12 protein-coding genes are annotated in these 23,070 nt (G+C 70.4%); 5 read left to right on the top strand and 7 right to left on the bottom strand.

Features of this window, described 5'->3' with window-relative positions; translation table 11 throughout:
* Positions 1-25 precede the first annotated feature (25 nt).
* The 5 genes from CLV43_RS27520 to CLV43_RS27495 all read left to right on the top strand — a co-directional run bounded on the left by CLV43_RS27520 (position 26) and on the right by CLV43_RS27495 (position 5,981).
* Complete coding sequence (locus CLV43_RS27520; RefSeq protein ID WP_106190377.1) at positions 26-1,570, top strand: MFS transporter; 1,545 nt, start codon at positions 26-28, stop codon at positions 1,568-1,570.
* 4 nt (positions 1,571-1,574) lie between these two features.
* The gene (locus CLV43_RS27515; protein ID WP_106190376.1) at positions 1,575-2,156 is read left to right on the top strand and encodes a TetR/AcrR family transcriptional regulator; all 582 of its coding nucleotides are present in this window, start codon (positions 1,575-1,577) and stop codon (positions 2,154-2,156) included.
* A gap of 766 nt (positions 2,157-2,922) precedes the next feature.
* Positions 2,923-3,270: a hypothetical protein gene (locus CLV43_RS27505; RefSeq protein WP_106190374.1), complete on the top strand. Its 348-nt coding sequence runs from the start codon at positions 2,923-2,925 to the stop codon at positions 3,268-3,270.
* Positions 3,271-4,146: 876 nt separating this feature from the next.
* Entirely contained in the window at positions 4,147-5,571 is a 1,425-nt protein-coding gene (locus CLV43_RS27500; RefSeq protein WP_245887054.1) for a cytochrome P450, read from the top strand.
* Positions 5,572-5,759: 188 nt separating this feature from the next.
* A complete protein-coding gene (locus CLV43_RS27495) occupies positions 5,760-5,981 on the top strand; it encodes a hypothetical protein (protein WP_170156035.1) in 222 nt (73 codons plus the stop codon).
* Positions 5,982-6,109: 128 nt separating this feature from the next.
* On the opposite strand, the gene CLV43_RS27490 is transcribed toward CLV43_RS27495, so the two are convergent.
* The 7 genes from CLV43_RS27490 to eccCa form a co-directional block, all read right to left on the bottom strand.
* Complete coding sequence (locus CLV43_RS27490; protein WP_170156034.1) at positions 6,110-8,344, bottom strand: ATP-binding protein; 2,235 nt, start codon at positions 8,342-8,344, stop codon at positions 6,110-6,112.
* Positions 8,345-8,560: 216 nt separating this feature from the next.
* On the bottom strand, positions 8,561-10,156 hold the full coding sequence (locus tag CLV43_RS27485) for a hypothetical protein (RefSeq protein WP_106190366.1): 1,596 nt from the start codon (positions 10,154-10,156) through the stop codon (positions 8,561-8,563).
* 135 nt (positions 10,157-10,291) lie between these two features.
* Positions 10,292-13,609 (bottom strand): right-handed parallel beta-helix repeat-containing protein, encoded by a 3,318-nt coding sequence (locus CLV43_RS27480; protein ID WP_106190364.1) that lies wholly within the window; start codon positions 13,607-13,609, stop codon positions 10,292-10,294.
* Entirely contained in the window at positions 13,606-16,293 is a 2,688-nt protein-coding gene (locus CLV43_RS27475) for a hypothetical protein (protein WP_106190363.1), read from the bottom strand. Before CLV43_RS27475 ends, CLV43_RS27480 begins: the two co-directional genes overlap by 4 nt.
* Positions 16,294-17,664, bottom strand: coding sequence for a type VII secretion protein EccB (gene eccB, locus CLV43_RS27470; protein WP_106190362.1), 1,371 nt, complete (start codon positions 17,662-17,664; stop codon positions 16,294-16,296). It lies immediately after the preceding gene.
* A gap of 4 nt (positions 17,665-17,668) precedes the next feature.
* Complete coding sequence (gene eccD, locus CLV43_RS27465) at positions 17,669-19,066, bottom strand: type VII secretion integral membrane protein EccD (RefSeq protein ID WP_106190360.1); 1,398 nt, start codon at positions 19,064-19,066, stop codon at positions 17,669-17,671.
* The gene (eccCa, locus tag CLV43_RS27460) at positions 19,063-23,055 is read right to left on the bottom strand and encodes a type VII secretion protein EccCa (RefSeq protein WP_281262183.1); all 3,993 of its coding nucleotides are present in this window, start codon (positions 23,053-23,055) and stop codon (positions 19,063-19,065) included. The genes eccD and eccCa overlap by 4 nt, the downstream gene beginning before the upstream one ends.
* Between the last annotated feature and the right edge of the window lie 15 nt (positions 23,056-23,070).

Below are 23,070 nucleotides of genomic sequence, written 5' to 3'. Positions count from 1 at the left end.
ACCGTCCGGCCGGTACAATACTGGGATGACCCGTGACGACGCCCGTGTGGCCGAGAAGGTGACGATCCCGTATCCGCGCAGGTGGGCGGCACTGGGCGTGCTGGTCGGTTCGATGCTGCTGCTCGCCATCGACGGCACGGTGCTGTACCTGGCGGTGCCCTCGTTGACCGCGGACCTGGCCCCGAGCTCGACGCAGGTCCTGTGGATCGGGGACGTCTACGCCCTGGCGCTGGCGGGCCTGCTGGTCACGACGGGGACGCTGGCCGACCGGTTCGGGCGCAAGCGGGTGCTGCTGGCGGGGACGGCCGCGTTCGGCGTCGCCTCGGCGCTGGCGGCGTTCGCGCCCAGCGCGGAGGCGCTGATCGCGGCGCGGCTGCTGCTGGGCGTGGCGGGGGCGACGATCATGCCCTCCACGCTGTCGATCATCCGGAACACGTTCCCCGACCGGGCGGAGCGAACCAGGGCGATCGCGATCTGGTCGGCGGCCTCGGGGGGCGGGATGGCGTTGGGACCGCTGGTCGGCGGGGCGTTGTTGGAGAACTTCTGGTGGGGTTCGGTGTTCCTGATCAACGTTCCCGTGGTGCTGGTGTTCCTCGTGTCGGGAGCGTTGCTGCTGCCGGAGTCACGCGATCCCCGACCGGGCCGGTTCGACCTGCTGTCCGCGGCGCTGTCGATGACCGCGATCGTGCCGCTGGTCTACTCCGTCAAGCACGCGATCGGTTCGGGCGTCGACGTCCAGGCCGTGGTGGCCGTGCTGGTCGGCGTGGCGTCGGGTGCGCTGTTCGTCCGTCGTCAGCGCCGACTGGACACACCGCTGATCGACGTGAGCCTGTTCGCCAACAAGGCGTTCAGCGGTGCTGTGCTGGCCAACGTCGTCGCGATCTTCGCGTTGACGGGTCTGCTGTTCTTCTTCTCCCAGTACCTGCAACTCGTCCGCGGTCTTGGCCCGCTGTCCGCGGGACTGGTCGAACTGCCCACCACGATCGCGTCGATCCTGGTCGTCGCCGTCGTCGGCGTCCTCGTCGCGCGCCTGGGCACCGGGCGCGCTGTGGCCGCAGGCCTGCTGTTCGGCGCGCTGGGCCTGGCGCTCATCGCCGCCGCCGAGGGGGCCGACCACCACCTCTGGCTGGTCCTCGCGCTGCTCCCGCTCGGCCTGGGCGTCGGGGTGGCGATGACCCTGACCGTCGACGCCGTGGTCTCCGCGGTGCCCACCCACCGCGCGGGCGCGGCCTCCGCCATCGCCGAGACCGCCTACGAACTCGGCGGGGCCCTCGGCATCGCCCTGCTCGGCTCCGGGGTGACCCTCTTCTACCGGGCGTCGCTGGACCTTCCCGTCGACGTGCCGGATCCCGTCCGCGCCGCCGTCGAGGACTCGCTGGCCTCCGCTGTGAACAGCGTCGGCCCCGACTCCGCACTGGGCCATGCGGCCCGCGAGGCATTCACCGCCGCCATGCAGGTCACCTCCCTGGTCGCCGCGGGCATCACCGTGATCGCGGCCCTCATCGCCTGGCGCACCATCCCCTCCGGTAGGAAGACCGGGACCGCCACGACCACCTGGACCAAGGAGTGACCTGATGCCGCGCGTAGCCGGACGCACCCGCGAGGACACCCGCCGCGCGCTGCTGGACGCCGCGGGCGTGTGCATCCGCGCCCGCGGCGCCGCGGCGACCCTCGACCACATCGCCAAGCAGGCAGGCGTGTCCAAAGGTGGCCTCCTGCACCACTTCGCCACCAAGGACGACCTGGTCCGGGCGCTCGCCCAAGACCTGTTCGACCGCTTCCGCGCCGATGTCACCGCCGCGGTGGACCACGGTGACCTCGCACCGGGCCGCCTCACCCGCGCCTACATCCGGGTCAGCGCGGCCCTCTCCCGCGACCCCGACACCTTCCACGACCTGGGGCCCCTCATCGGCCACCTGGCCGCCATCCCCGAGATCACCGACCTCGCCCACGCCGACACCCGCCGCTGGCGCGACGACCTCGCCGACGACGGCCTCCCACCCCACATCACCGCCCTCGTCACCGCCGCGGCCGACGGCATCAGCATCATCCCCACCTGGAACCACACGGACCCCGAGCCCCACCACGACCTCGAAGCCCTCCTCCTGCACCTCACCACCAACACCACCGCGTGGAGCCACCTAGCCCTGCCCTAGCCGTGGTTGTCCGATCAGATGGGCACCTCGCCCGTGCCGTGGCCGGGAACGGAGCCAGGGGTCAGGACGGGTCGAGTGCTTCGTCCGCGATGAGCACGTCCTCGGCCAACGTCGATCGGGCCGTCGCCGCAGAAGCGGCCCGATCGGTACCGGCCAGAAGTGGGTGAGCATCAGCGCACACCGGCCCGGCATTCCGCCTCCTCGGCCGTGAGCAGGTTGCTCGGCAGCGGTGTGCTCACCGCCTAGGCCGTGTCTGGATGTAGCGCAGCCAGATATTGATGGCCGCGACCTGCACCGTGGCTGATAGCGAACGGCGAATTTGTCGTAGCGAGCAGCCACCGCTCGATGCTGCTTGAGCAGACCGATGCCGTACTCGACCGCGTGACGCTGCTGCATGCCGGTGCGCCCGCATGATCGTGGAATCCACACTCACGTCCCACTCGATCAGCCCGGCGACATCCGCACGGGCCTGCAACTCGGTCAGGACCACCGCCCAGACCCCGGCGCGTTGCAACGCCGGAACAATCCGTACACGGTCTGCCAGGGCCCACAGGTCGGCGGGACGTCCCGCCGACGCGATGGAGGCGTGACCAGCAATTCCCTGCCAACCTCACCACCTGGGACCTCACTGCGGGGTGCGGATCAGCTCCGCCCTTTCCCCGCCGCTGTCGCTCACCAACGTCCTCGTCCGCGACCTGGTCGAGCCCGGTAATGGACCGCTGAGCTGAGGCGATGCACGATCTATGAGCGCAAAGCGGGAGGCCCGATGACACTGGACGACGAGATCCGCAAGGCAAGCGCGGCGCACGACCGGATCTTCCAGGTGAGCTACACCGTTGACCGAGCCACCACCCGCAAGGGGGCACGTGCCCTTGGCCTGTCCGAAGGCGGCAGCCACGTCCACCTCGGTCGCTCGACCGCCTCGCGGGGCGGCGCGGAGCAGGTCGAGCTGCGCGACTGCCTGTCCACGCACAGCGGGGAAGGTGGCTGGTTCCGCGGCACCGAGTCTGGCTGCCTCTCCGTGCAGACCGGGAATGATCCCATCAAGTACACCGCGTTGGAGACGGTCATAGCCGGGGAGATCGTGGCCGCGACCCGCGACCGGTTCCAGTAGCGCCCCAGATCGCCCGGCGCGGTGTTCCAGGTCGACACCAGTCGCGGACACCATCGGACACCACGCCGTCGCGATCACCCCGCCACACGCTCCACCCCGGCGGCCGGGTTCACGCCACGCGGGCCGGGACCGTGTTCTCCTCGACCGTCACCCGTTGCCGGCCTTTCGTGCTCATCGCCCTGGTCGTGCCAACGATTCCTCAACAACATCAGGCGCGCCCGCCGGTGCAGCGCGGTGAGTGCCTCCGTGTAGGACTTCACCGTGGCGTGAACATGCGCCCAGAGCGACCTCCAAGCCCGCCCAGCAGAGGCTGGACACTACCGTCATGGGTAGTGCGTCACGTGGCGGTACACCGATCGCACCCGCGGCCAAGAGGGCGAACACCTGCGCCGTGATCGCGGGAGATGCCGCCTGCCAACGTATGCGCGTGAACACGGTCTTCGACGAGCTCGTCGCGGCGATTCGAAGCACTGGCTCGATCGAGCGCGGTTCGGCACCCAGCGCCGCTACGAGGTTGCCCAGCCGGGCGTGGGAAGCGCCGTTGAATCCGCGGGACTCTGCCGACTTCCAGACCTTCTCCGATGTCCACTCTGGCCGAAAAGTCACTCCACCTGATCACGCTCCCCCACCACCTAGGCACAGGCCCGCTGGAAAGACCACCAGGTTGCCCGGCGTACTCGAACTTCCGGGGTGATCGGGCACCGGGCCGTCCGGCGAGTTCCGTCCCCCTATGGTCGGAGAGACGTTTGCCGGCAGGTGGGCAGGAACCGGGGTGGGGCGAGCGGGGCCGTGGCTCCCTTGGCCGGGCGACTCGGGCCTGCTCGCTCGTTTCCGCGCGAAACCACGATCTTGGTTCCCGTTGGAGGTCACGTGAAGATGGCCGGCGCACTGGCCGCAACTGCTGCGGGCGGACTCGCCATGGGGACCGCCGCAGCGTGCTGGCGGTGGCACAACAGACCTGTGCGAGTTCCCGACGGGACCGTGCATCCACCGCTCGCGCTGGCGGGCCGGGATGGCATCCCCGTCTACGGGCTGTACACGCGTCTGCGCTCGGTGCTCACCGATCCGGTGGAGCTGGTGCGGCGCAACGCCGAACAGTACGGTGCCATGTTCACGTTGAGGGTGCCGAAGCTCTACGACATGACCTACCTGCTGTACGACGATGCCTACGCCATGGTCATGAACCTGCCTGCCGACCACGCCACGCTCGGCGCCGTGCTGAGCAAGGTGCCCACCATGGGGTACTGGTTCCCGCGTACCGGGCGGGACACCGAGTCACTGCAGCGCCTCGTGCTGATCGCCCGGCGCACGATCGCCGAAATGCTGTCACAGGAACGGATAGCCCGGTTGCCGGACCTGATCGCCGACGTGGTCGAACAGCGGGTGGCCGCCTGGCCGCGCACCGTCGACCTGACCGAAGCCGTGCATCCCCTGGTGTACGAGGTGGTCGGCCGCTATTTCGCGGGTGACCAGCTCTGGTCCGCGGTAGGCCCGCGGCTGACCGGCCTGTACCGGAAGATCGTCGACGGCAGCGACGTCCTCCGCGCCGCCCTGGCGATGACGCCGATGCACTACGCCATGCCGGAGTACCACGCCACGCGCGGACTGCACCGCTTGCTGAGCGCCGAACTGGGTCGGTTCGACAGCGCGAGCTCGCCGCTGCTGACCGCGATCGACCGGGTGCGGGTCGACGGACAGCCGCTGAGCGTCGCCGACGCGCGCTGGATGTTCATGGCCGTGATCTGGTACGCCACCTCGTACCCCGGCACCTACAACTACTGGACCCTGGTCGACGTGCTTGCCAGACCGGCGCTGGTGGAGCGCGTGCACGGGGCCGACACCCCCGCGGCGCGGCGGGAACTGCTGGCGAGGTGCCTGCTGGAGACGGTGCGGCTCAACCCCGTGTCCTTGCTGATCCGCTTCCTGCGGAAGCCGCTGGAGTTCGAGCGGGAAGGGGTGCGCTACCACCTGCCCGCGGGCTCGTCCGTCGTCGTCGCGCCGGGCGTGATCAACCGCGACAGCACGCGCGTGCACGACCGTCCCGACGACTACGACCCCGACCGGCACCTCCAGGAGCCGGCACCCAGGACGGCGTCGTTCGGGCGTGGTCCCTTCAGCTGTGTCGCACAGCAGTTCAACAAGGTTCTCACCGCGGGCTTGCTGGCGGAACTGCTCACGCGATTCGACGTGGAACTGCTCGACGACGCACGTGGGCGACTGTGCCGGGTGCACCAGATCTACCCCAGTGCTCCCCTGCGCGCGGTGCTCACCCCGCTGTGCGTGCCGACGAAAACCGGTTGAGTCGACACGGTTCAGCTACCGGGTCGACGTCGCGTGTCGAGCCATTCGGCCGGATCGGGCAACGAAGATGGCCGTGCGTACTTCCTTTTCACCGTCTCCTCAAGGGCGCTGTTACGTTCCGAATTGAAAGATCATCCGGCATCAAGCCCTGGAAGGTTCGAATGCGAAAAGTTGCCACCAGCATCGCCATGGCCCTGTCCGTCCTCGCCGGCCTCGCCGCAGTGACTCCGACATCGGCACAGGCGGCCGGAATCTGGGTCTACGTCCAGTCGTGGCGGGCGACCAATGCGACTGAAGCGGCGCTCGCGACGTTCTCCTGCCACTACAAGGCGCAGAACAGCTACCCCGGCCACAACCACGAATGCCGCGGCGACGTCCCCGACTACGTCCAGCTATGGGTGGAGTACTGAGCCCGGCTGGTCATTCGACGCGGTTGCCCTGATCCATCGCGGCACCCGAGCGGACTCCCTTGATGCCGCCGATCCGTGCCTACGGCGAGGATCGGCGGCATCAATCCCGGCCATGAGGACCGGGCTGGTCACGAGGACGACAACCGCGCGAGCGCGGCACGCACCTCGGCAGACCAAGTCGGCAACGCCTTCTCCTCGGACAGGACAAGGGCGAAGTCCAACGCGTCGTGAGCCTTCTCGTGGTCGCCCGCCGCGATCCAGCACTGGCCTTCCCGTAGTCCGGCGCGCACGGCAAGAACATCCGAACCGCTGTCGACGTAGACGTGGCGCGCGGCGGCGTGCCCGGCCGCCGCGTCCTCCCACCGCCCCAGCGCGTACTGGCACTGGGCGACTCCCTCGAGCACCTGGGCTGCGATCAGCAAACGGCCCTCGTGCCGCTCGGCGCTCAGAAGTCGTTCGGCGTGCGCGTACACCCCCTGTTGGACGGCGAGGCCTTCGGCTGCTCGGCCGCTGTCCAGCAGGAGGAAGCCGTACCGGTGACCCACGGGTAGCTGGACGGTCCAGAAATCGAAGTCCGCGGCCAGTTCGACAGCTCGCCGCAGATCCGTCAACGCCTCCTCGCGCTGGCCGAGGCGCAGGCGATTCGTACCCGCGTAGGCAAGTGCCCACGTCTGCTCCAGCAGATCGCCGTTCTCGGTGGCCACCCGCAAAGCCTCCAGGTGGCACTCGAGCGCCGCCCCGTCGTCCTGCACCTTCCGCATCGCCCAGCCCACGAAGTTCAGCTGCTGGGCCTCGGCAGAGGCATCGTCCAGCGCACGGGCCGCGGCCAGCCCGAGCCGGAAGACCTCTTCCCACGGCAGCACCGTCCAGTAGGAGTCGGAGTACCAGTGCATCGCCCTGGCCAGCGCGAGAACCTCGGCGTGCCACCCCATCCGCGCTGCCTTGCGCACCGCCGCGAGCCAGTTGGACCTTTCGAGGTCGAGCCAGTCACGGGCCTGGTCGAACGAGTCGAAGACCTCGTCAGGCGGAGGGTCCGGGTAGAACCGCATCCCTGCCGCGGAAGCCGCCCCCAGCAGGTGGGACACCGTCGCGCGGGTGATCCTGTCCCGTTCGCCGGACTCGTGCTCCGCCTTCCACCGCTCCTTCGCGAAGATCCGCAGCAGGTCGTGGAACCGGAACCGGCCCTCTTGCGGTCCTGTCAGCAACATGCTCGCGTCCACCAGCTCGTCGAGCACGCCCATCGCGTCCCATTCGGTCAGCTCGCCGGCCACCGTCACGAGTTCGATGCCGAAGTCCGTTCCCGGCACCACCGCCAGTCGGCAGAACAGGGCGCGCGCGGGGGGTGAGAGCCTGCGGTAGGACACCTCGAACACCCGTCGGACCTGGAGGTCACCGGCGGACAGCGAAGTGAGCCTGGTGCCCTCGTCCCGCAACTGGTCGACCAGGTAGCCGATCGACCACTGCAGCCTGGTCGCCAGGCGGTCGCCGACGATTCGCAACGCCAACGGCAGGTTGCCGCACAACGCGACGAGCTCGTTCGTCTCCTCCGACTCCGCGTCGATCCGGTCCTGACCGACAAAAGCGTGCAGCAGCTCGCGGGCGGAGAGTTCGGACAGCGGTCCCAGGTGCAACCAGCGCACTCCTTCGAGCCCGGCCAGCGTGCGACGACACGTGACGAGAACGCGGCTGTCCGACGCCGAGGTGAGCAGGGGCCGGATCTGCGCCTCGTTGAAAGCGTTGTCCAACAACACCAGCACACGTCGCTTGGCCAGCGTCGCCCGGTAGACGCCCGCCTGCTCGGCCTCGGTCGCCGGGATCTCGGCAGGCGCCAACCCGAACGCCCTGAGCAGGCGGTCGAACACCATCCGCACTCGCAGTGGCTCGTCATCGACACCGCGCAGGTCGATGGCGAAGCAACCGTCCGGGAACTGCTGACGCAACCGATGTGCCGCGAGCACGGCCAGCACGGTCTTGCCCACCCCCGGCTGCCCCACGATCGCCACGGTGGCGCTGACGGCGAGGAGTTGCCGGAGCCGGTCGACCTCCTCGTCCCTCCCGACCTGTTCGACCGGCAACAGCGGCAGGTCGACCCACAACGAGCCGGGTGGCGGCTGCACACCACGCCTGCGTCCGTCCTGCGCGGCCTTCAGGAAACCGGCCCGGTCACCACCCTCAAGTCCCAGCGCGTCCGCCAGCACTTCCGCTGACCGGCGCTGGGCCGCTCGCGCCCTCCCGTGCTCGAGCTCCCGCAACGCCCGCACGCTGACCCCGGACAGCCGCGCGAGTTCCTGCTGACTCCGACCTGCCCGTTTTCGATACTGGAACAGAAGTTCGCCGAAGTTCGACAGCAGGATCTCCTCCACCACGCCAACGTAACCGGTGAGCCCATCGACACGACTGGTATACCCAGGTGAATTCACCGCTCAGCTCCCCCGTTCGAGTAATCGTTCCGCCGAGCGATTTGAGACCGACGGCACTTCCCCGCACCGCGAAACATCCCAGCGGACAATGCGAGTGCGCCCGGTGGAAGCGAGCACGGGCTGCCACGTCGCGCAGGGGTGGAATGGTGCGCGTAGGCCTCAAACGGTGATGACGTGCTCGGTGCTGGCGCCGAACGGCACCACTCGCACCTCGTCGACCGTCGCGGTGATCACCGACCCGCTGGGCGAGTTGCGCACCACGAGTTCGCCCGCACCGCGAACGAGGTGGCTGACCGAACTGCTCCGGTGGGTCGTCCGCCACACCAGCCCGTCGCGCTCGCAGTCGGTCACGACCACCGAGAACAGGTCACCGCAGGCGATGGTCGACCTCAACGCACGTCCGTCAGAGGTGGGGAGCACACGCAGCTCGGCGAGACCCGACTTCAGCAGGACTCCCCCGCTGTGCCCGATCTCCACCCGTGCGGTCGCCGCGTTGACCACGAGACGCCTCTCGTCACGCTGGGACACCACCGCGCTGTCGGTCCTCGAGGCGGGAGTGAACACCGCTCCGTGCTCATCCAGCACGGTCCGCAGACCAGCGCCGTCGTCCACGAACGTCCCGTGCGACCACATGGAGGCGGACCAGCCGTGGTCCACCGACCGCACGAACACCTCCGTCGAACCGTCGATCGTCGGTCCCGTGGTGACCATGCAGGCGCCCGTGCCGAGGCTGCCGTCCGCCGCGACGTACCAGTTCTCCTCCTCGTCGGCGATGATCACGTCTTCCTGTCCGACGGAGAAGGTCTTGCCGCACCAGCTGATCCGGACTCGGTCGGCGACCACGACGGTGAACCCATCGCCGAGGTCGAACTCCAGGCCGCGATCGGACCAGCGCAGGTGCAGGCCGTCGAGCGGCACGTCCCCGCCGTCGGACAAGGTGCTCGTCCCCCGGTCCCAGCGCACACCCGCGCTCGCGTCCGCGGACTGGACGGTCAGCTCGTCGCGGTCGACCTTCACCCGCCGACCACTGCGCGAGCAGGCGATCATCACGGCGCCTGCGGCGGTGGAGATGCTCGCGGTGCCGTCGGCACAGGTCAGCTCGACGTGGCGCGCACCGGCTTCCAGCTGGAGCGTCGTGTGGCCGCCAGCGAGCAGTGCTTGCACCGCGTCATCCCCCATCACCCGCACCATGACGTCGTCGCTGACCGCCAACGACGCCGAGTCCGCCTCGACCCGCGAGGTGACGCGGTGCCCGCTCGCGGTGCTCGCGCGAACCTCGCCGCTGGCCAGGTCGTGCACCGACTCCGCGTCCGAGCCCGGCAACCGGACGTGCACACCGGTGTGCCGTCGCTCGGCGGTCACCAGAGCGGTGCGCACGACCACGCGATCGCCGTCGAAGGCCACAGCGGCCGCGTCCACGCGAACGGCCTTGTGCGCCAGTGAGAACGTCGTGCGGTCCGGGAAGAGCAGGTGCACGTCCAGCCGCTGTTCGCCTTCGCGGGCGTAGCCGACGACGCGCCCGAAGGTCCCGCTCGTCACCGCCACCACCCCGAGCGTCGCGTCCAGCGTCGTCACGAGTTCATCCGCACCACCGACGGGGGTGACGACGGCACTGCGGCGGGCAGCTCCGACAACGCGCTCGCCCTCGGCGTTCTCGGCCAGGCGATCACGCGCGGTCCTGGCGGCTCCACCGTGGCGCACCACCCAGGGCGAGGGCGGGTGGTCGGACCCGTCCGGGGGGATCAACGCGGTCATGCCCCTCCCGCCGACAGACGACCCCGGGTCAACGCCCACGACCGTATCCCCTGGAAGACGCGCCCAGAGGTAATCGGACCAGGTACTGATCCCCCACCATGTCTGCTCCATCGATCCGGTAGTCGTGGACGGCGGTCAGCTCACCGACGCGAGACCTTCGTCCAGTGACAACGACGGGAGCGCTGACATCGTCAGCGCGCGCAGGTCGGCCTCCGCCAGGGTGCGGGACGCCGCGGTGGTGGCGAGGCGCTGAGCGAGCTGGTGCGCGTCACGGGCGGTGTTCTCGCCGATGGCCAGCAGCCCGCGCAGGGCCTCCGCCACAGGCTCCGGCACCCGGTGGCCGCAGCGCGCGAGCTGCCGCACGGCGAGCGCGGTCAGCTGGTCCACGTCGTAGTCCTCGAAGACCCATCGCTCGGCGAAGCAGTCGCCCAGCCCGGCCGAGACCTCGAACACCCTGGTCAGCGAACGGTCGTCGCCCGACAGCAGCACCACGGGACCCGCCGGGTCGCGCCGCATCGCCTCGGTCAGCGCGTCCACGGCTTCCGTCCGTTGCTCGCCCGGATCGGCCGTCCAGTCACCGTCGGCGTCCAGCAGGAGCACCCCGCCGGTGGCGTCGTCGAACGCCGCGGACACCAGGCTCACCGCCTGGCCGGGCCAGCGCGGACACAGGTCGCGTCCGAGCGACAGCCTGGTCACGTGGCCGGCGCGCACGAGTCCGAGCTCGGCCAGGCTCTGCGCGTAGAGTGCCGCGACCGCACGCCTGCCCATGCCCTTCCTGCCGGACAGCGCGATGTTGGCGCGGTGTCCCATGCCCTTGTTGCGCACCTTGAGGCCGCACAGGGCGACCAGGGTGCGACCGGCGGCTTCCCGCACGTCGGCCAACCCGGACAGGCCGGCGAACCGCTGCCATCCCAGTGTGGCCCGCACCGCCGCGACCGGGTCGGTGTTCGCGTCCGGCGGCGTCGCGCTCGGCGCGACCTCGCCGAGCGCGACGAGCTCGCTCGCGAGGTCCTTGCCGGTCAGCCTGCTCAGCTCGGTGTCCTTGCCCGGCGGTTTCAGCGCCAGCCGCGACGCCTGGTTGTTCACCATGGCCTCGAACAACTTGCGCGCCACGCGGCCGTTGCCGAACGTGTCGTTCTTGGGCACGCGCTCGAAGTAGTCGGTGAGGGTGTCCACCGCGTCGTCGGTCAACTCGTAGTAGTGCTTCCGGCACAGGTTGGCCGTGATCGTGACGAGTTCGTCGACGCTGTAGTTGGGGAACTCGATCGTGCGGGAGAAGCGGGAGGCGAGGCCGGGGTTGGAGGCGAGGAACCGCTCCATCAGCTCGGAGTAGCCCGCCACGATCACCACGATCTCGTCGCGGTGGTCCTCCATCATCTTCATCAGCGTGTCGATGGCCTCCTGCCCGAAGTCGGGCCCGCTCCCACCGGACCCGCTGGACAGGGTGTACGCCTCATCGACGAACAGCACGCCGCCCATCGCCTTGGTGACGACTTCGGTGGTCTTGATGGCCGTGGAACCGATGTACTGGCCCACCAGGTCGGCTCTGGCGACCTCGATCATGTGCCCGCGCTTCAGGATGCCCAGTTCGGCGAGCACGGAACCGTAGAGCCGCGCGACCGTGGTCTTGCCGGTGCCGGGAGGTCCCGCGAACACGAGGTGCCGCGACATCGGCGGCATGGGCAACCCCATCCGCTGGCGCTTCTGGGCCATCTTGATCAGGTTGATCAGGCCGAGCACCTCGCGCTTCACCCCGTCGAGGCCGATCAGCGTGTCCAGCTCGGCGAGCGGCCCCTCCAGTTCGGCTCCCATCGCGCCACCCAGCGTCGGCTCGTCCTCGGACGCCCGCGGCGCCGTCGGAGCGGCCCCGGGCCGGGTCAGGGGCCGCGGAGCCGGGTCCGTGACCAGCCCGCTGACCGAGAGGCGCTCGTGCTCGACCGCCTTGCGCACCGGGCTGCCCCCGTTCCCGGTGCTCGTGGTGTCCACGACGGTCACGGCTTCCTCGGTGTCGAGCAGCAGCCCGTCACCCGCGCTCCCCGTGACCTCGCAACCACGCACATCGCCGCGCGAACCGCTCAGCAGGTGCACACCGTGTCGCTTGGCAGATCGGACGCGGCAGCGCACGACCTCCACGACACTGCCCGCGCCCGCGCTGATGCCGTCTTCCTCTGCGTCGACGACCTCGCTGTCCTGGATCGACAGCGAAGCGTTCTCCACCCGCACACCGCCACCGCGCAGCAAAGCCGACACGAACTCCCCGTGCGCGCCGTTCGCCAGCGTCACGAGGTGCGGTACCGCGCCGGTGACCCGCACGTCGGTCAGCTCGCAGTGGGAGTTCTCGGTCAACGACAACCCGGCAGCGCCGGACACCTCGATCACCGCGTCACCCAGCGCGAGCCGCGACCGGTTCTTCACCGCCACCGCCGGCCCGGACTCCGGCACCGCGCGCAGTCCCCTGATCCGCGCGGAGGACTCGGCGTCGACCAGGACAGCACCGAGCGAGCTGCCCTCGACCCGCAGCGCCGCGAACGTCGGCCGTGACGTCGCGTCCACCAGCACGCCGACCGGGCTGCCGGTGATCACGCAGTCGTCGAACGCGGGCGACGACCCTCCGGTGACGTAGACGGCGTTGTGGCCCGCCGCGTCGAACCGGCAGCCCGTCAACCGCGGTGTGCTGCCACCGGCGATGTGCGCGGACTGCACACCCGCGCCGGAGAACGAGGAGTCGGTGATCACCACCTGTCCCGTGCTGCGCACGTAGAGGTCGAGGCTCGCACTCCCCGTGACGGTGACCTCGCGCACCGCCGCGCTCGCCTCCTGCTCCACGACCAGCGCGGGTTTCGCGGCCTCGATGATCCGGCAGTCCTCGATGGTGACGCGAGCGCGCCCGTTCACGCAGACGCCGTTGCCGCTCGCGTTGCGCACGGTGACGCGGCGCAGCTGGAGCTCGCCCGCCTCCGTCACCACCACGCCGGAGGAACCGACGTCCACGACCTCGGTGTCCTCCACGCTGCTGGGCAGCGAGGAGGTCACCACGATGCCCGCGCCCGTGCTGCTGGACACGGTGCACCCGTGCAGGACCGCACAGCCCTCACCTCGCGCGAGCACGGCAGCCCACGCCGACGCCGACACCCGGCAGTCGTCCAGCGCGACCTCGCCCTGGCGGATGTCCACCGCCGCGGCGGTCGGGTCCGAGCTGGTCAGCACCAGCCCCGAGAATCGGGCCGCGGCGGCGGACACGACAACGGCGCTGCCGGTGCGCGCGACGACCTGTACCGACCCCACTCCCCCTTCGGCGGTGATGGTGACCATCCGCGTGACGACGAGGGATTCCCCGTACCGGCCGGGCAGCACGCTGATCGTGGCCCCGTCCGGCGCCTCCCGCAGGGCGGCCGCGATCGTCGGATACGCTCCCGGCCGCTCAGGGCCCACTACCAGCAACTGGCGGTTCATCGTCCCTCCTCGCCCAGCCGCACGAGGCCGGGCAGCGGTCCGAACCGGGAGGCGGCGGCAGGGGGCGTTCGCTTCTCGTGCTTCGCGTCGGCCCACGAGTCCACGAAGCGGCGCAAGGAGTTCAGCGCCAGCTCGTCGAGGGAGGCGCGGTTCGCGTCCACCCGCCCGGACTCGTCGACCTCCCCTGCCGCGAGTTCGCGCAGCAGCACCCGGCCTCGGCTGCCGTCCTCCGGCTCGACCAGGTCGAGCACCTTGAAGCTGGTTCCGGGCACGAACAGCACCCGGTCCGGAGTCGGGTGCTGCTCGGGTTCGAGCAGCTTCGTGCGGCGCGCGGTCATCGACCAGAGCACGACGTCGACGTCGTGCTCCTGACGTTGCCTCGCGCAAGGCGCGCTCAGCGCGTTCACGAAACCCCAGTCGGTGAAGTACTTCCGGCTCCGGTAGAGATCCCATTCCCGCTCGGTGGGCGAGGCGGCGAACACCGACACACCGCGGTGGGACGGCAGCCTGCTCAGTCCGGACACCACACACCTCGCGAACGGCACGTGGGGCCCGGTGGCCCCCGACCGCAACGACACGTCGACCCCGTCGCCCTGACCCGACAGGTAGAGGCGGATCGCCACCGCGTCGCTCAGCACGCCCGCCGACCGTTCGATCGCCCCCTGGAAACCGGGGTGCTCGGACAAGACCCTGCTCACGGAGTTCGCGACCGCGGCGTACTCACGGCTGAGAGCCCGGCGCAGCCAGGCGCGCTCCTCCTCGACTCCGCGCTTCGGCACGAGGGCGGCGGCGCCGGAGGACGGCGTGGGCTGCACCGAGACGACGGCCTCGCGGGAGGCCGCCACGGGCTGGTCAGACGGCGTAGGCGGAGTGGGCTGGGACATCGCCGTCGGGGCCGGGACGGCAGGCATGACGGCGGATCGCTCCGCGGCCGACCCGTGTTCGGGCGCCGTGGTCGCGAGGCCCGCGACGACCGGGGCTTCGGTGGCCGTGATCCCGGCCACCGGCGGAGCCGCCTCCAGGAACGACGTCCCGGTCGGCGTGGCGCTCGGCTCGGCGACCGCCGGACCAGGTCCGCCGGACGGGGAAGTTCCCGGCGACCCCTCACCGGGCGCCGCAGGCTCGCCCGACACCTCGGCGGCGGGCGGCCCGCTCACGGAGCGCACGTCGATCACGCTGCCACCGTCGGAGGTGCTCTGAGCCGATGTCGCGTCCGGCACCGCCGTCCGCGGCCCAGTACCGGTCCAGGGGGCGGGCCGGTACTGGATCGCCTCGGGCAGCGCGCTCTCCAGCCGCACGCCCATGGTGTCCGCCGACCACGACGAGGCCGGAGACCCGATCGTCGAGACGGGCACCGGCTCGGAGGCCGCCTCGATGACGGGAGGCGCGGCAGCGACCGGTTCGAAGACCGCCATCGCCCTTCCCCCGACCTCGATCCGCTGCCGTACCAGCGAGGTCGCCCGCGTCAGCCCGCTCAGGTACCGCGTCGCGGGCTCCAACCTGCCGAGCACGTCCTCGGCGAGCTCCCGGAGGACATCACCGTGGCCGGCCTCGAACAGCACCAGGTGCCGGGCGGCATCGGGCAACGCGGCGCGCACCGCGGGCGCGTGTGGCAACTCCTGGTCGGGCCTGACCCACAGGCCCGACTGGACGACCTCCAGCACGACGTTCGGCGCGTACCGGTACACGGCGGGCGCGACCTCCTCGACCCCGGACACGGGATCCCGGTAGCTCAGCAACGCGGGCGGCCGCGCCGCTCCGCCCCGTGCGGGGTGGTAGGTCATCTCCTCGGCGAAAGCCCGCCACCCGAGGGCGCCGTCGGGGCGCACGGTGTAGACGTCCGGGTCGATCCGGGAACCGGTGGGCAGCCCGGTGTAGCAGATGACCTTCTCGTGCAGCTCGTCCGCGAGGGCCTGACCGTAGGAGATGTCGTCGGACAACTTCACCGGCCCGAACCCCACCAGCCGCAACCGCGCCCGTGCCTCGACGGGTAGCCAGCTCCAGAAGCGGGTGACGTCGTGCGGCGAGATCGGCAACGCCCCCGGACAACCCAGCACGACCACGCAGACGCCGGGCTGGCTCGGCAGCGACTCGATCAACCGCTTGCGGTGCTGTCGCAGCACGGTTTCCGGGCCGCGCGGCCGCAGCCACACCCCACCCGGCAACGGTTCGGCGACGCCGCCCGCACTCGTCGGCATGATCTCGACCAGCGGCGAGGCCTCCTCCCAGTGCGGGCGGGGGAAGCGCTTGCCGTCCGGCTGGGGCGACTTGCCGGGCTGGAAGCGCACCCATCCGGTGCCCCAGCCCGAGTCGACGAACAGCGAACCGCCGACCCCCCTCATCACCGTGCCGTCCGGCGCGATCACCGTGCGGTTCAGCCGCTCCGACAACCACTGGCCCGCCAGGGTCGTCGTCTCGCGGGACCGACCGCCGATGACCAGCCGCACGCCTCGGCGCTTGCGGGGCAGCAGCTTCGCCGCCGACTCCCACAGTGCGAACGGGCTGTCCACCGGCAAGTCGACGATGACGAGCTCGTGATCCGGATCCGCGGCGAGTCCGAGGGCGAGGTCGCGGATCTCGTCGCGCAACACGTGCTTGGACCGCACGACCAGCGCGTTGCCGATCGTGTGTCCGATCAGGTCCCGATCGCCGCCGGCGTCCTGGTGCTTGGTCAGGAGTCTCATTCAGCCACGTCCTTTCTCCACCACGCCCACCGCGGCCCGGCTCAACGCCGGTCCGCTCGGGATCTCGTCCAGGACGGTCCTGGGCACGGGGCGTGGCTGAACGCCGCCGAAGCCCAGTGCCGAGACGGTCTGGTCGTCGGCAAGTGCGTACTTGACACCGCGATCGGTGATCAGGAACCGGTCCGGCTTGGCTCCCGCGGTGGTGGGGCCCGGTACCGAGGCGGCGAGCAGGCCGGTGCCCGGTTCGAGGTACGGTCCGACCTGGGCGCTCATCCCCGTCCACGCGTTGTCGCGCTCGGTCGTGACCGGCACGCTGAGCAGGTTCGCGCCGTTCGTCTCCTGTCTGAGGCAGAAGGACCTCGTCCCGGTCTGCAGGGAGCTGTCGGCGAGCACGTCGGGGATCCGCGCGGTCAGCGACGTGTCGCTCGACCGGGGTGCCGCCGCGATCGACGCCGGGTCCAGCTCCACCACGACCCGGCCGTTCGCCGCTTCCAGCAACGCGGCCTCGGTCGCGGACAGCGAGGCCAGGCCGTCGTCGCGCAACACCGTGAAGTTCTGCCTGCCGTTGCCCGCGGACTGCCGGAACACCGTGCCGACCGGCCACGGCACACCGGCCACCGCAACGGACTTGCGCCCGTCGTCCGGGATCTGGGCGGCCTTGAGCTCGGGACCGTCGGGCAGGGACCCGAGCCACGCGTTCGGCGCGACCGGCGGGGAGGCGGTGCCGAGCCCCAGTGCCACCGCCACCTTGCGGTCCGCCAGTCTCAGCTTGCGGTACGACCACACCAGGTACTGGTCACCGGACGGCGACCCGACCCACATGTACTCGTGCTCGCCGACCGGAACCGAGGGTGCGGAGCCGAAGGTCATGCTCATCAGGCCCGCACCCTGCTGGTCACCACCGCCGGTGCGGGGCAGGCAGAGCAGCCACGGTGTGGTCACCAGGGCGTCCGCCGCCGGTACCGGGTCGGGGGCGCCCACGATGCCGACGGGCACGCCCCGCGGCACACCGGCCAACGACGCGCGCGAGACCGACTCGACCTTCGCCCCCGAGCCCAGCAACAGCATCGCCGACGCGTGGTTGAGCACCGGGACGAGCACGCCCCGCTGGTAGGCGAACCGGGCTCCGCTCTCCTTCTCCACGACGATGACGTTCGGCTTGCGCCACGCCGTGTTGCCGCCGGGGTTCATCAGCCCGTAGACCCAGAAGCCCACCCCGACGAGCAGGGCGAGCACGAGGCCGAACACCAGTCCCATCAGGGCACGCCGCGCCGGGGCCTCGCTGTAGTTGGTGTCTCCCAGCAACAGCGCGGCGCTCATCCGGCCGACGAGCGTCTGGTAGGCGTGGACGTGGTCCTTCTTGGTCTGCACCGCCTCACCCCGCCAGACCGCGAGCCCAGGCGAAAACTCCCAAGGCCTGCAACAGGAAGGGCACCAACGCGAGGCAGCACGCGTTCTCCAGCACGTCGCTCAGGTGCGGCCAGATCGGCAGCACACGGCGGTGCGCGGGCCGCAACGCCGCCGCCACGAGCAGAAACGCGCCCAGCACGAGCGCGGCGGTACCGACGACCCGCTCGACGTCGTTCATCCCGGCGAGCAGTCCGAGTGAGAGCAGCACCAGACCCCACGTCCCGGCGAGCACCAACGCGGTGCGCTGGGCGATGTCGAGGAACTCCCGTGAACGCAGCAGGATCGCGGCCGCCAGCAGGAGGGCGAGGGTGAAGTCCAGCCAGTGCGGGTCACGCAGGAGGTACCAGAACCCGCACCCGAACACCGCGGAGGATCCGATGGTCAGCACGCCCAGGTAGCGGTCGGCGTGACCGGTCTGCTCGATCACCCTGGCGGCGGGCACCGACTCGATGTCGATCTTCATCTCCTCCGCGTTGCGAGGCAGCTGCGGACCGCGCAGACGAGCGGCGCGAGTCGCCAGCTTCGGCGCGAACAGCAACAGCACGAAGAAGAACACCATGACCAGTGGCGCCGTCTGCAACGCCGTGAAGTCCATGTTCAGGTGCAGGAACATGGCGAGCAGCGCACCGAGTCCGGCCACCGCGGCGCACCCGAACGACACGATCGGGAGGTCTCGCGCGAAGAGCCGCTGGATCAGCAACAACACGGCCGCCGCCAATCCCATGGCGAGCCCGCCGGTGAAGACGGCCCACGGCGGCAACGACAGAGCGCCAGGCAGGCCTGCCTGGCCGATCAACCCTGCCAGGCAGGCGAACAGGCATCCCGCGACACCGAGGACCGCGGCGAGCCCTCGGTCCGCGATCGTGCGCGCGACGAGCACGGCGGCCAGGCAGAGCAGGGTCGCGAGCACCCCGGCGGTCGTCGCGGCGAACGCCGCGCTCGTGTTCGCGAAGAGCGACACCCCGATCGCGGCGAACGCGACACCAGTCAGGCCGAGGAACAGTGCGCGGTTCACCTCGCCGTTCCACCTGTTGCCCTGCCGGTTGACCGCCGCGGCCATTCCCTCCGCCACGTCGTCGAAGTCCAACTCCGGCAACGGGTTCTCCGCGCGGGTGAGGTAGAGCTGCTCACCGTCGAGCCAGTCGAGGGTCTCCGGAGTGCCTTCGGGGTCGAACGGCGCGTCACCGAGCCGTTGCAACGCCCAGGACTCGTGCCCGTCGCCATCGCGGTCCTGGTCCCGCACGACGTGCCGGACGAGTGTCGGCAGCAGCGCGGAGACGTTGGTGGAGACGGGCACAGCGAGATCAGCCCGTCCGCTCGGGCCGAGCACCGTGATGCGGCACGATGCGGGAATCGTGGTCACAGTCCCTCATTCCTTGACGACGCGCTCACGGAACCGGCGCCGACGTGGTGCGCGCCGTCCACCGGCACGACCCCGGTCTGGATCAGCTTCACGCCCCGGCGGGTGACCAGTTGGGCGCGGCCGGGCGGCAGGGTGCGCGGCGGGGCCTCGCCGAGGAACTTGCCCTCCTCCTTCGGGTAGGAGAACAGCAGCGCCGGCGTGCCGAGCTCCCACAGCCGCCGCATCACCGGATCCATCAAGCCGCGCATCGCGTTCGCGCTGCTGCGCGCCAGAACCAGGTGAAATCCGATGTGGACACCCTGCGCCAGCAACGGGAGCAGCGCGTCCATCGGGGTGCCCATCGACATCCCGCCCGCGAACAGCTCGTAGTCGTCGACGACCACGAACAGCTGCGGTCCCTCCCACCAGTCCCGGCGCCGCAGGCGTTCCGACGAGATGTCCGGACCGGGTACGCGCTTGTGCAGCGACACCGCGGCCTTCGTGGCGAGGTCGATCAGCGCGTCGGAACCGACGACGTGCCCGACGCGGTAAGCCTCCGGGACCATGCCGTCGAGGTCGCGCCGGGAGTCGGCCACGAGGATCTTCGCCTGTCCGGGGCGGTAGGCGGACACGATCGAGCGGAGCACGAGCCGCAGCGCGTTGGTCTTGCCGGTCTCCGCGTCACCCATCATGAACAGGTGCGGGACCGCGTTGAAGTCGTGCCACACGGGGGTGAGGCGCTGCTCGTCGAGCCCGAGGCAGATCCGCAGGTCGCCCTCCGGCCGCGGCAGGTCCACCACCGGCAACCGGGTCGGCAGCAGCCGCACGCCGGGTGCGCTGCGACCGGGCCAGAACGCGCGCACCTCGTCCACCACGGACTTCGTCGCCACCGCCAGGTCGTCGGTCGTCGAAGACCCGTCGAGCCGCGGCAGCGCGGCGAGGAAGTGGAAACCCGAACTCGTGAGGCCACGACCCGGCTGGTTCGGCACGGTGGCGGCCTTGCGGCTCTGCACCTCCGATTCCATCGGGTCGCCCAGCCGCAGCTCGAACCGCGTGCCCAGCACGTCCCGCAGCCACGGCCGGATCTCCGACCAGCGCGTCGACGACACCACCAGGTGGATGCCGAAGGACAGACCACGTGCGGCGATCTCGGTCAGCTTGGTCTCCAGGTCGCCGTAGTCCTGGCGCAGCGTGAACCAGCCGTCGATGATCAGGAAGACCTCGCCGTGCTGGTCCTCGATCCGGCCGTCCCGCCGGGCGGCGCGGTAGTCGGCCATCGACTCCAGGCCCTCCGCGGCGAACACGGCCTCGCGCATCTCCATGACCTGCACCACTTCTTCGAGCGTGCGGACCACGCGGTCGCGCTCCATGCGCGTCGCGACGGACCCGAAGTGCGGCAGGCCGCTGACGGACGTGATGCCGCCACCACCGAAGTCCAGCCCGTAGAACTGGACCTCCGCCGGCGTGTGTGTCAGGGCGAGGCCGAGGATCACCGTGCGCAGCAAGGCCGACTTGCCGCTCATCGGCGCGCCCACCACACCGACGTGACCGTCCGCACCGGACAGGTCGGCGACCAGCAGCTCGCGCACCTGCTCGTAGGGCATGTCGACCAAGCCGACGGGCACGCGCAGCCTGCCGCGGGCCATCGGGTCGTCGACGGTCATGCCGAGTCGGGGATCGGGCACCACGCTGGGCAGCAGGGAGTCCAGGCTCGGGGACTCGGCCAACGGCGGGAGCCACACCTGGCGAGCCGCGGGACCGGCTCCCGCCAGGCGCCCGATCAACACCTCCGCGAGGCTCGGCGCGTCCTCGGCGGCCGGCTGGTCCTCGTCTTCCGCCTCGGCGGACTCCTCGTCCTGCTCGGCGGTGGAGAGGAGCTGGAACGCGGTCGGGTTCGGCCCGGTGTAGAACGGGACGATCTCCCCGGCCGCGAGGTCCTCCTCGCTGACAGCTCCGCTGTCGGGTGCGGCGGTCCGGCACGGTCCGGAGACGTAAGCACCCTTGAACCGGACCAAGGTGCTGGTGTCGATCTTGAGGAAGCCGTTGCCGGGACCGGACGGCAGCTCGTAGGCGTCGGCGACGCCGATGACGCTGCGGGACTCCATGGAGGAGAACGTCCGCAGTGCGACCCGGTACGACAGGTGACCTTCGACCCGGTGGATGCGCCCTTCGTCCAGGCGCTGGGAGGCGAGCAGCAGGTGCACGCCGAGGCTGCGCCCCAGCCTGCCGATGGAGACGAACAGGTCCATGAACTCGGGCTTGGCGCTCAACAGCTCGGAGAACTCGTCGACGATGACCAGCAGGGTGGGCAGGGGCGGCAGCTGCCCACCTGCCAGGCGGGCCTTCTCGTACTCGAACAGGGACGAGTGCCCGCTTTGCCGGAGGGCTTCCTGGCGCCGGGTCATCTCACCGTTGATCGAGTCCTGCATCCGGTCGACCAGCGGCAGCTCGTCGGCCAGGTTGGTGATCACCGCCGAGGTGTGGGGCAGCTTCTCCATGTTGAGGAAGGTCGCACCGCCCTTGAAGTCCACCAGGACGAGGTTGAGGATCTCCGACGAGTGCGTGGCGGCGAGAGCGCACACCAGTGTGCGCAGCAGTTCGCTCTTGCCGGACCCGGTGGCACCGATCAGCATTCCGTGCGGACCCATGCCGCCCTGGGCGGACTCCTTGAGGTCGATCTCCACGACCTCGCCCTCCTCCGTGACCCCGATCGGCACCTGGAGGCGGGTCCGTTGCGCGGCCTTGTGGCGCCACTGGGCGTTGACGTCGAAGGTGTGCACGTCCCGGATGGCCAGCAACGCGGTCAGCTCGAAGTCGTTGTCGAACGGGCGGTCGACCACGTCGATGGTCCCGTTGGTGCGCTTGGGGGCGAGCACTCGCGCGAGGGTGTCCGCCTGCGGTAGACCGAGCGAGTCCGCCGTCGCGGTGCCGATCTCGTCGTCGCCCGCCGGATAGGAGACCTGGCCGTCCCGGCAAGTCAACCGGAGCACCTTCGCGCCACCCGGCAACGCACCGGTGGCGTCGAGGAGTGACACGTTGCGCAGACCGGGCCCGAACAGCGGCGAGTGTTCCGGAATGGTGGCGAGGTGCACGACGACCACGACGAACGGTTCCGCCACTCCCGGCAGCACGCCCTTGTCGTGGTCGCCGCGATCGGTGACCTCGGCGCCGAGCAGTTCGACCAGCTCGTCGTGGTCGCAGGTCAGCATCCTCAACGGGCCCGCGGCGTCACGAGCGGTGGGGTGCGCGTTGTGCGGCAGCCACTTCACCCAGTCCCAGTCCGCCTGGTTCTGCGGCGCGGTGAGCACCGCGATCCGGAGTTCGTCCGGCGCGTGGAAGGTGACCAGCTGCCCGACCATGGCCCTCACCAGCCCGACCGCCGCGACGGGGTCGCCCGCGAACTCGACGCTGGTGAAACTGCGCAGGCCGACGGCGATGGGGATGCCGGTGACGGTCCGATAGGTCTCGCTGAAGCGCCGGAGCGAGATCGCGCACAGCGGTTCGAGGTCCTCGATCGGTTTGGTGGACGGGGGCGTGAACTCCATCGCCGCGTGCTGCACGCCGAGGCCGATCCTCACCCTCGCGAAATCGTCGTGGCTGCCCCGCCGCTCCCACAGGCGGGGTCCGGCGGCCAACGACCAGAGCCAGGAGGGGTCGGGGTTGTTCCACGCCACCGCGCCCCGCTGCTCGTCGCTCCTCTCCCTCGCCTTGCGGCGCAACTGGGAGATGTAGCGCAGGTAGTCACGACGCTCGGCGTCCAGCTTCTTCCTGCGCTCACCGGCACCGCGGAACAACTGGTTGGTCGCCATCGCGACCATGCCCATCGCCATCGCACCGGACATGATGATGATCAGCGGTGAGCCGCCGCCCGATCCGACGCTGGAGAACATCAGGACCATCGCGATCGGACCGAGCGCCATCGGCACGAACATCAGCACCGAGCTGTAGTCCCGCGCCGCCGGCTCAGGCACCAAAGGCGGTTCCTGGAGTTCTTCCTGGCCTTCCGGCATCTCGGGGCCGGCAGG

Source organism: Umezawaea tangerina (assembly GCF_003002815.1).
Taxonomy (GTDB): Bacteria; Actinomycetota; Actinomycetes; order Mycobacteriales; family Pseudonocardiaceae; genus Umezawaea; species Umezawaea tangerina.
Note: the sequence above shows the minus strand (reverse complement) of the source record. Positions and strands in the feature narration are given on the sequence as shown.

Excerpts from the sequence above, each read along its gene's own strand:
- CLV43_RS27520 (WP_106190377.1), top strand. The coding sequence starts at position 26 with ATGACCCGTGACGACGCCCGTGTGGCCGAGAAGGTGACGATCCCGTAT.
- CLV43_RS27515 (WP_106190376.1), top strand. The coding sequence starts at position 1,575 with ATGCCGCGCGTAGCCGGACGCACCCGCGAGGACACCCGCCGCGCGCTG.
- CLV43_RS27505 (WP_106190374.1), top strand. The coding sequence starts at position 2,923 with ATGACACTGGACGACGAGATCCGCAAGGCAAGCGCGGCGCACGACCGG.
- CLV43_RS27500 (WP_245887054.1), top strand. The coding sequence starts at position 4,147 with ATGGCCGGCGCACTGGCCGCAACTGCTGCGGGCGGACTCGCCATGGGG.
- CLV43_RS27495 (WP_170156035.1), top strand. The coding sequence starts at position 5,760 with ATGGCCCTGTCCGTCCTCGCCGGCCTCGCCGCAGTGACTCCGACATCG.
- CLV43_RS27485 (WP_106190366.1), bottom strand. The coding sequence starts at position 10,156 with ATGACCGCGTTGATCCCCCCGGACGGGTCCGACCACCCGCCCTCGCCC.
- CLV43_RS27480 (WP_106190364.1), bottom strand. The coding sequence starts at position 13,609 with ATGAACCGCCAGTTGCTGGTAGTGGGCCCTGAGCGGCCGGGAGCGTAT.
- CLV43_RS27475 (WP_106190363.1), bottom strand. The coding sequence starts at position 16,293 with ATGAGACTCCTGACCAAGCACCAGGACGCCGGCGGCGATCGGGACCTG.
- eccCa (WP_281262183.1), bottom strand. The coding sequence starts at position 23,055 with ATGCCGGAAGGCCAGGAAGAACTCCAGGAACCGCCTTTGGTGCCTGAG.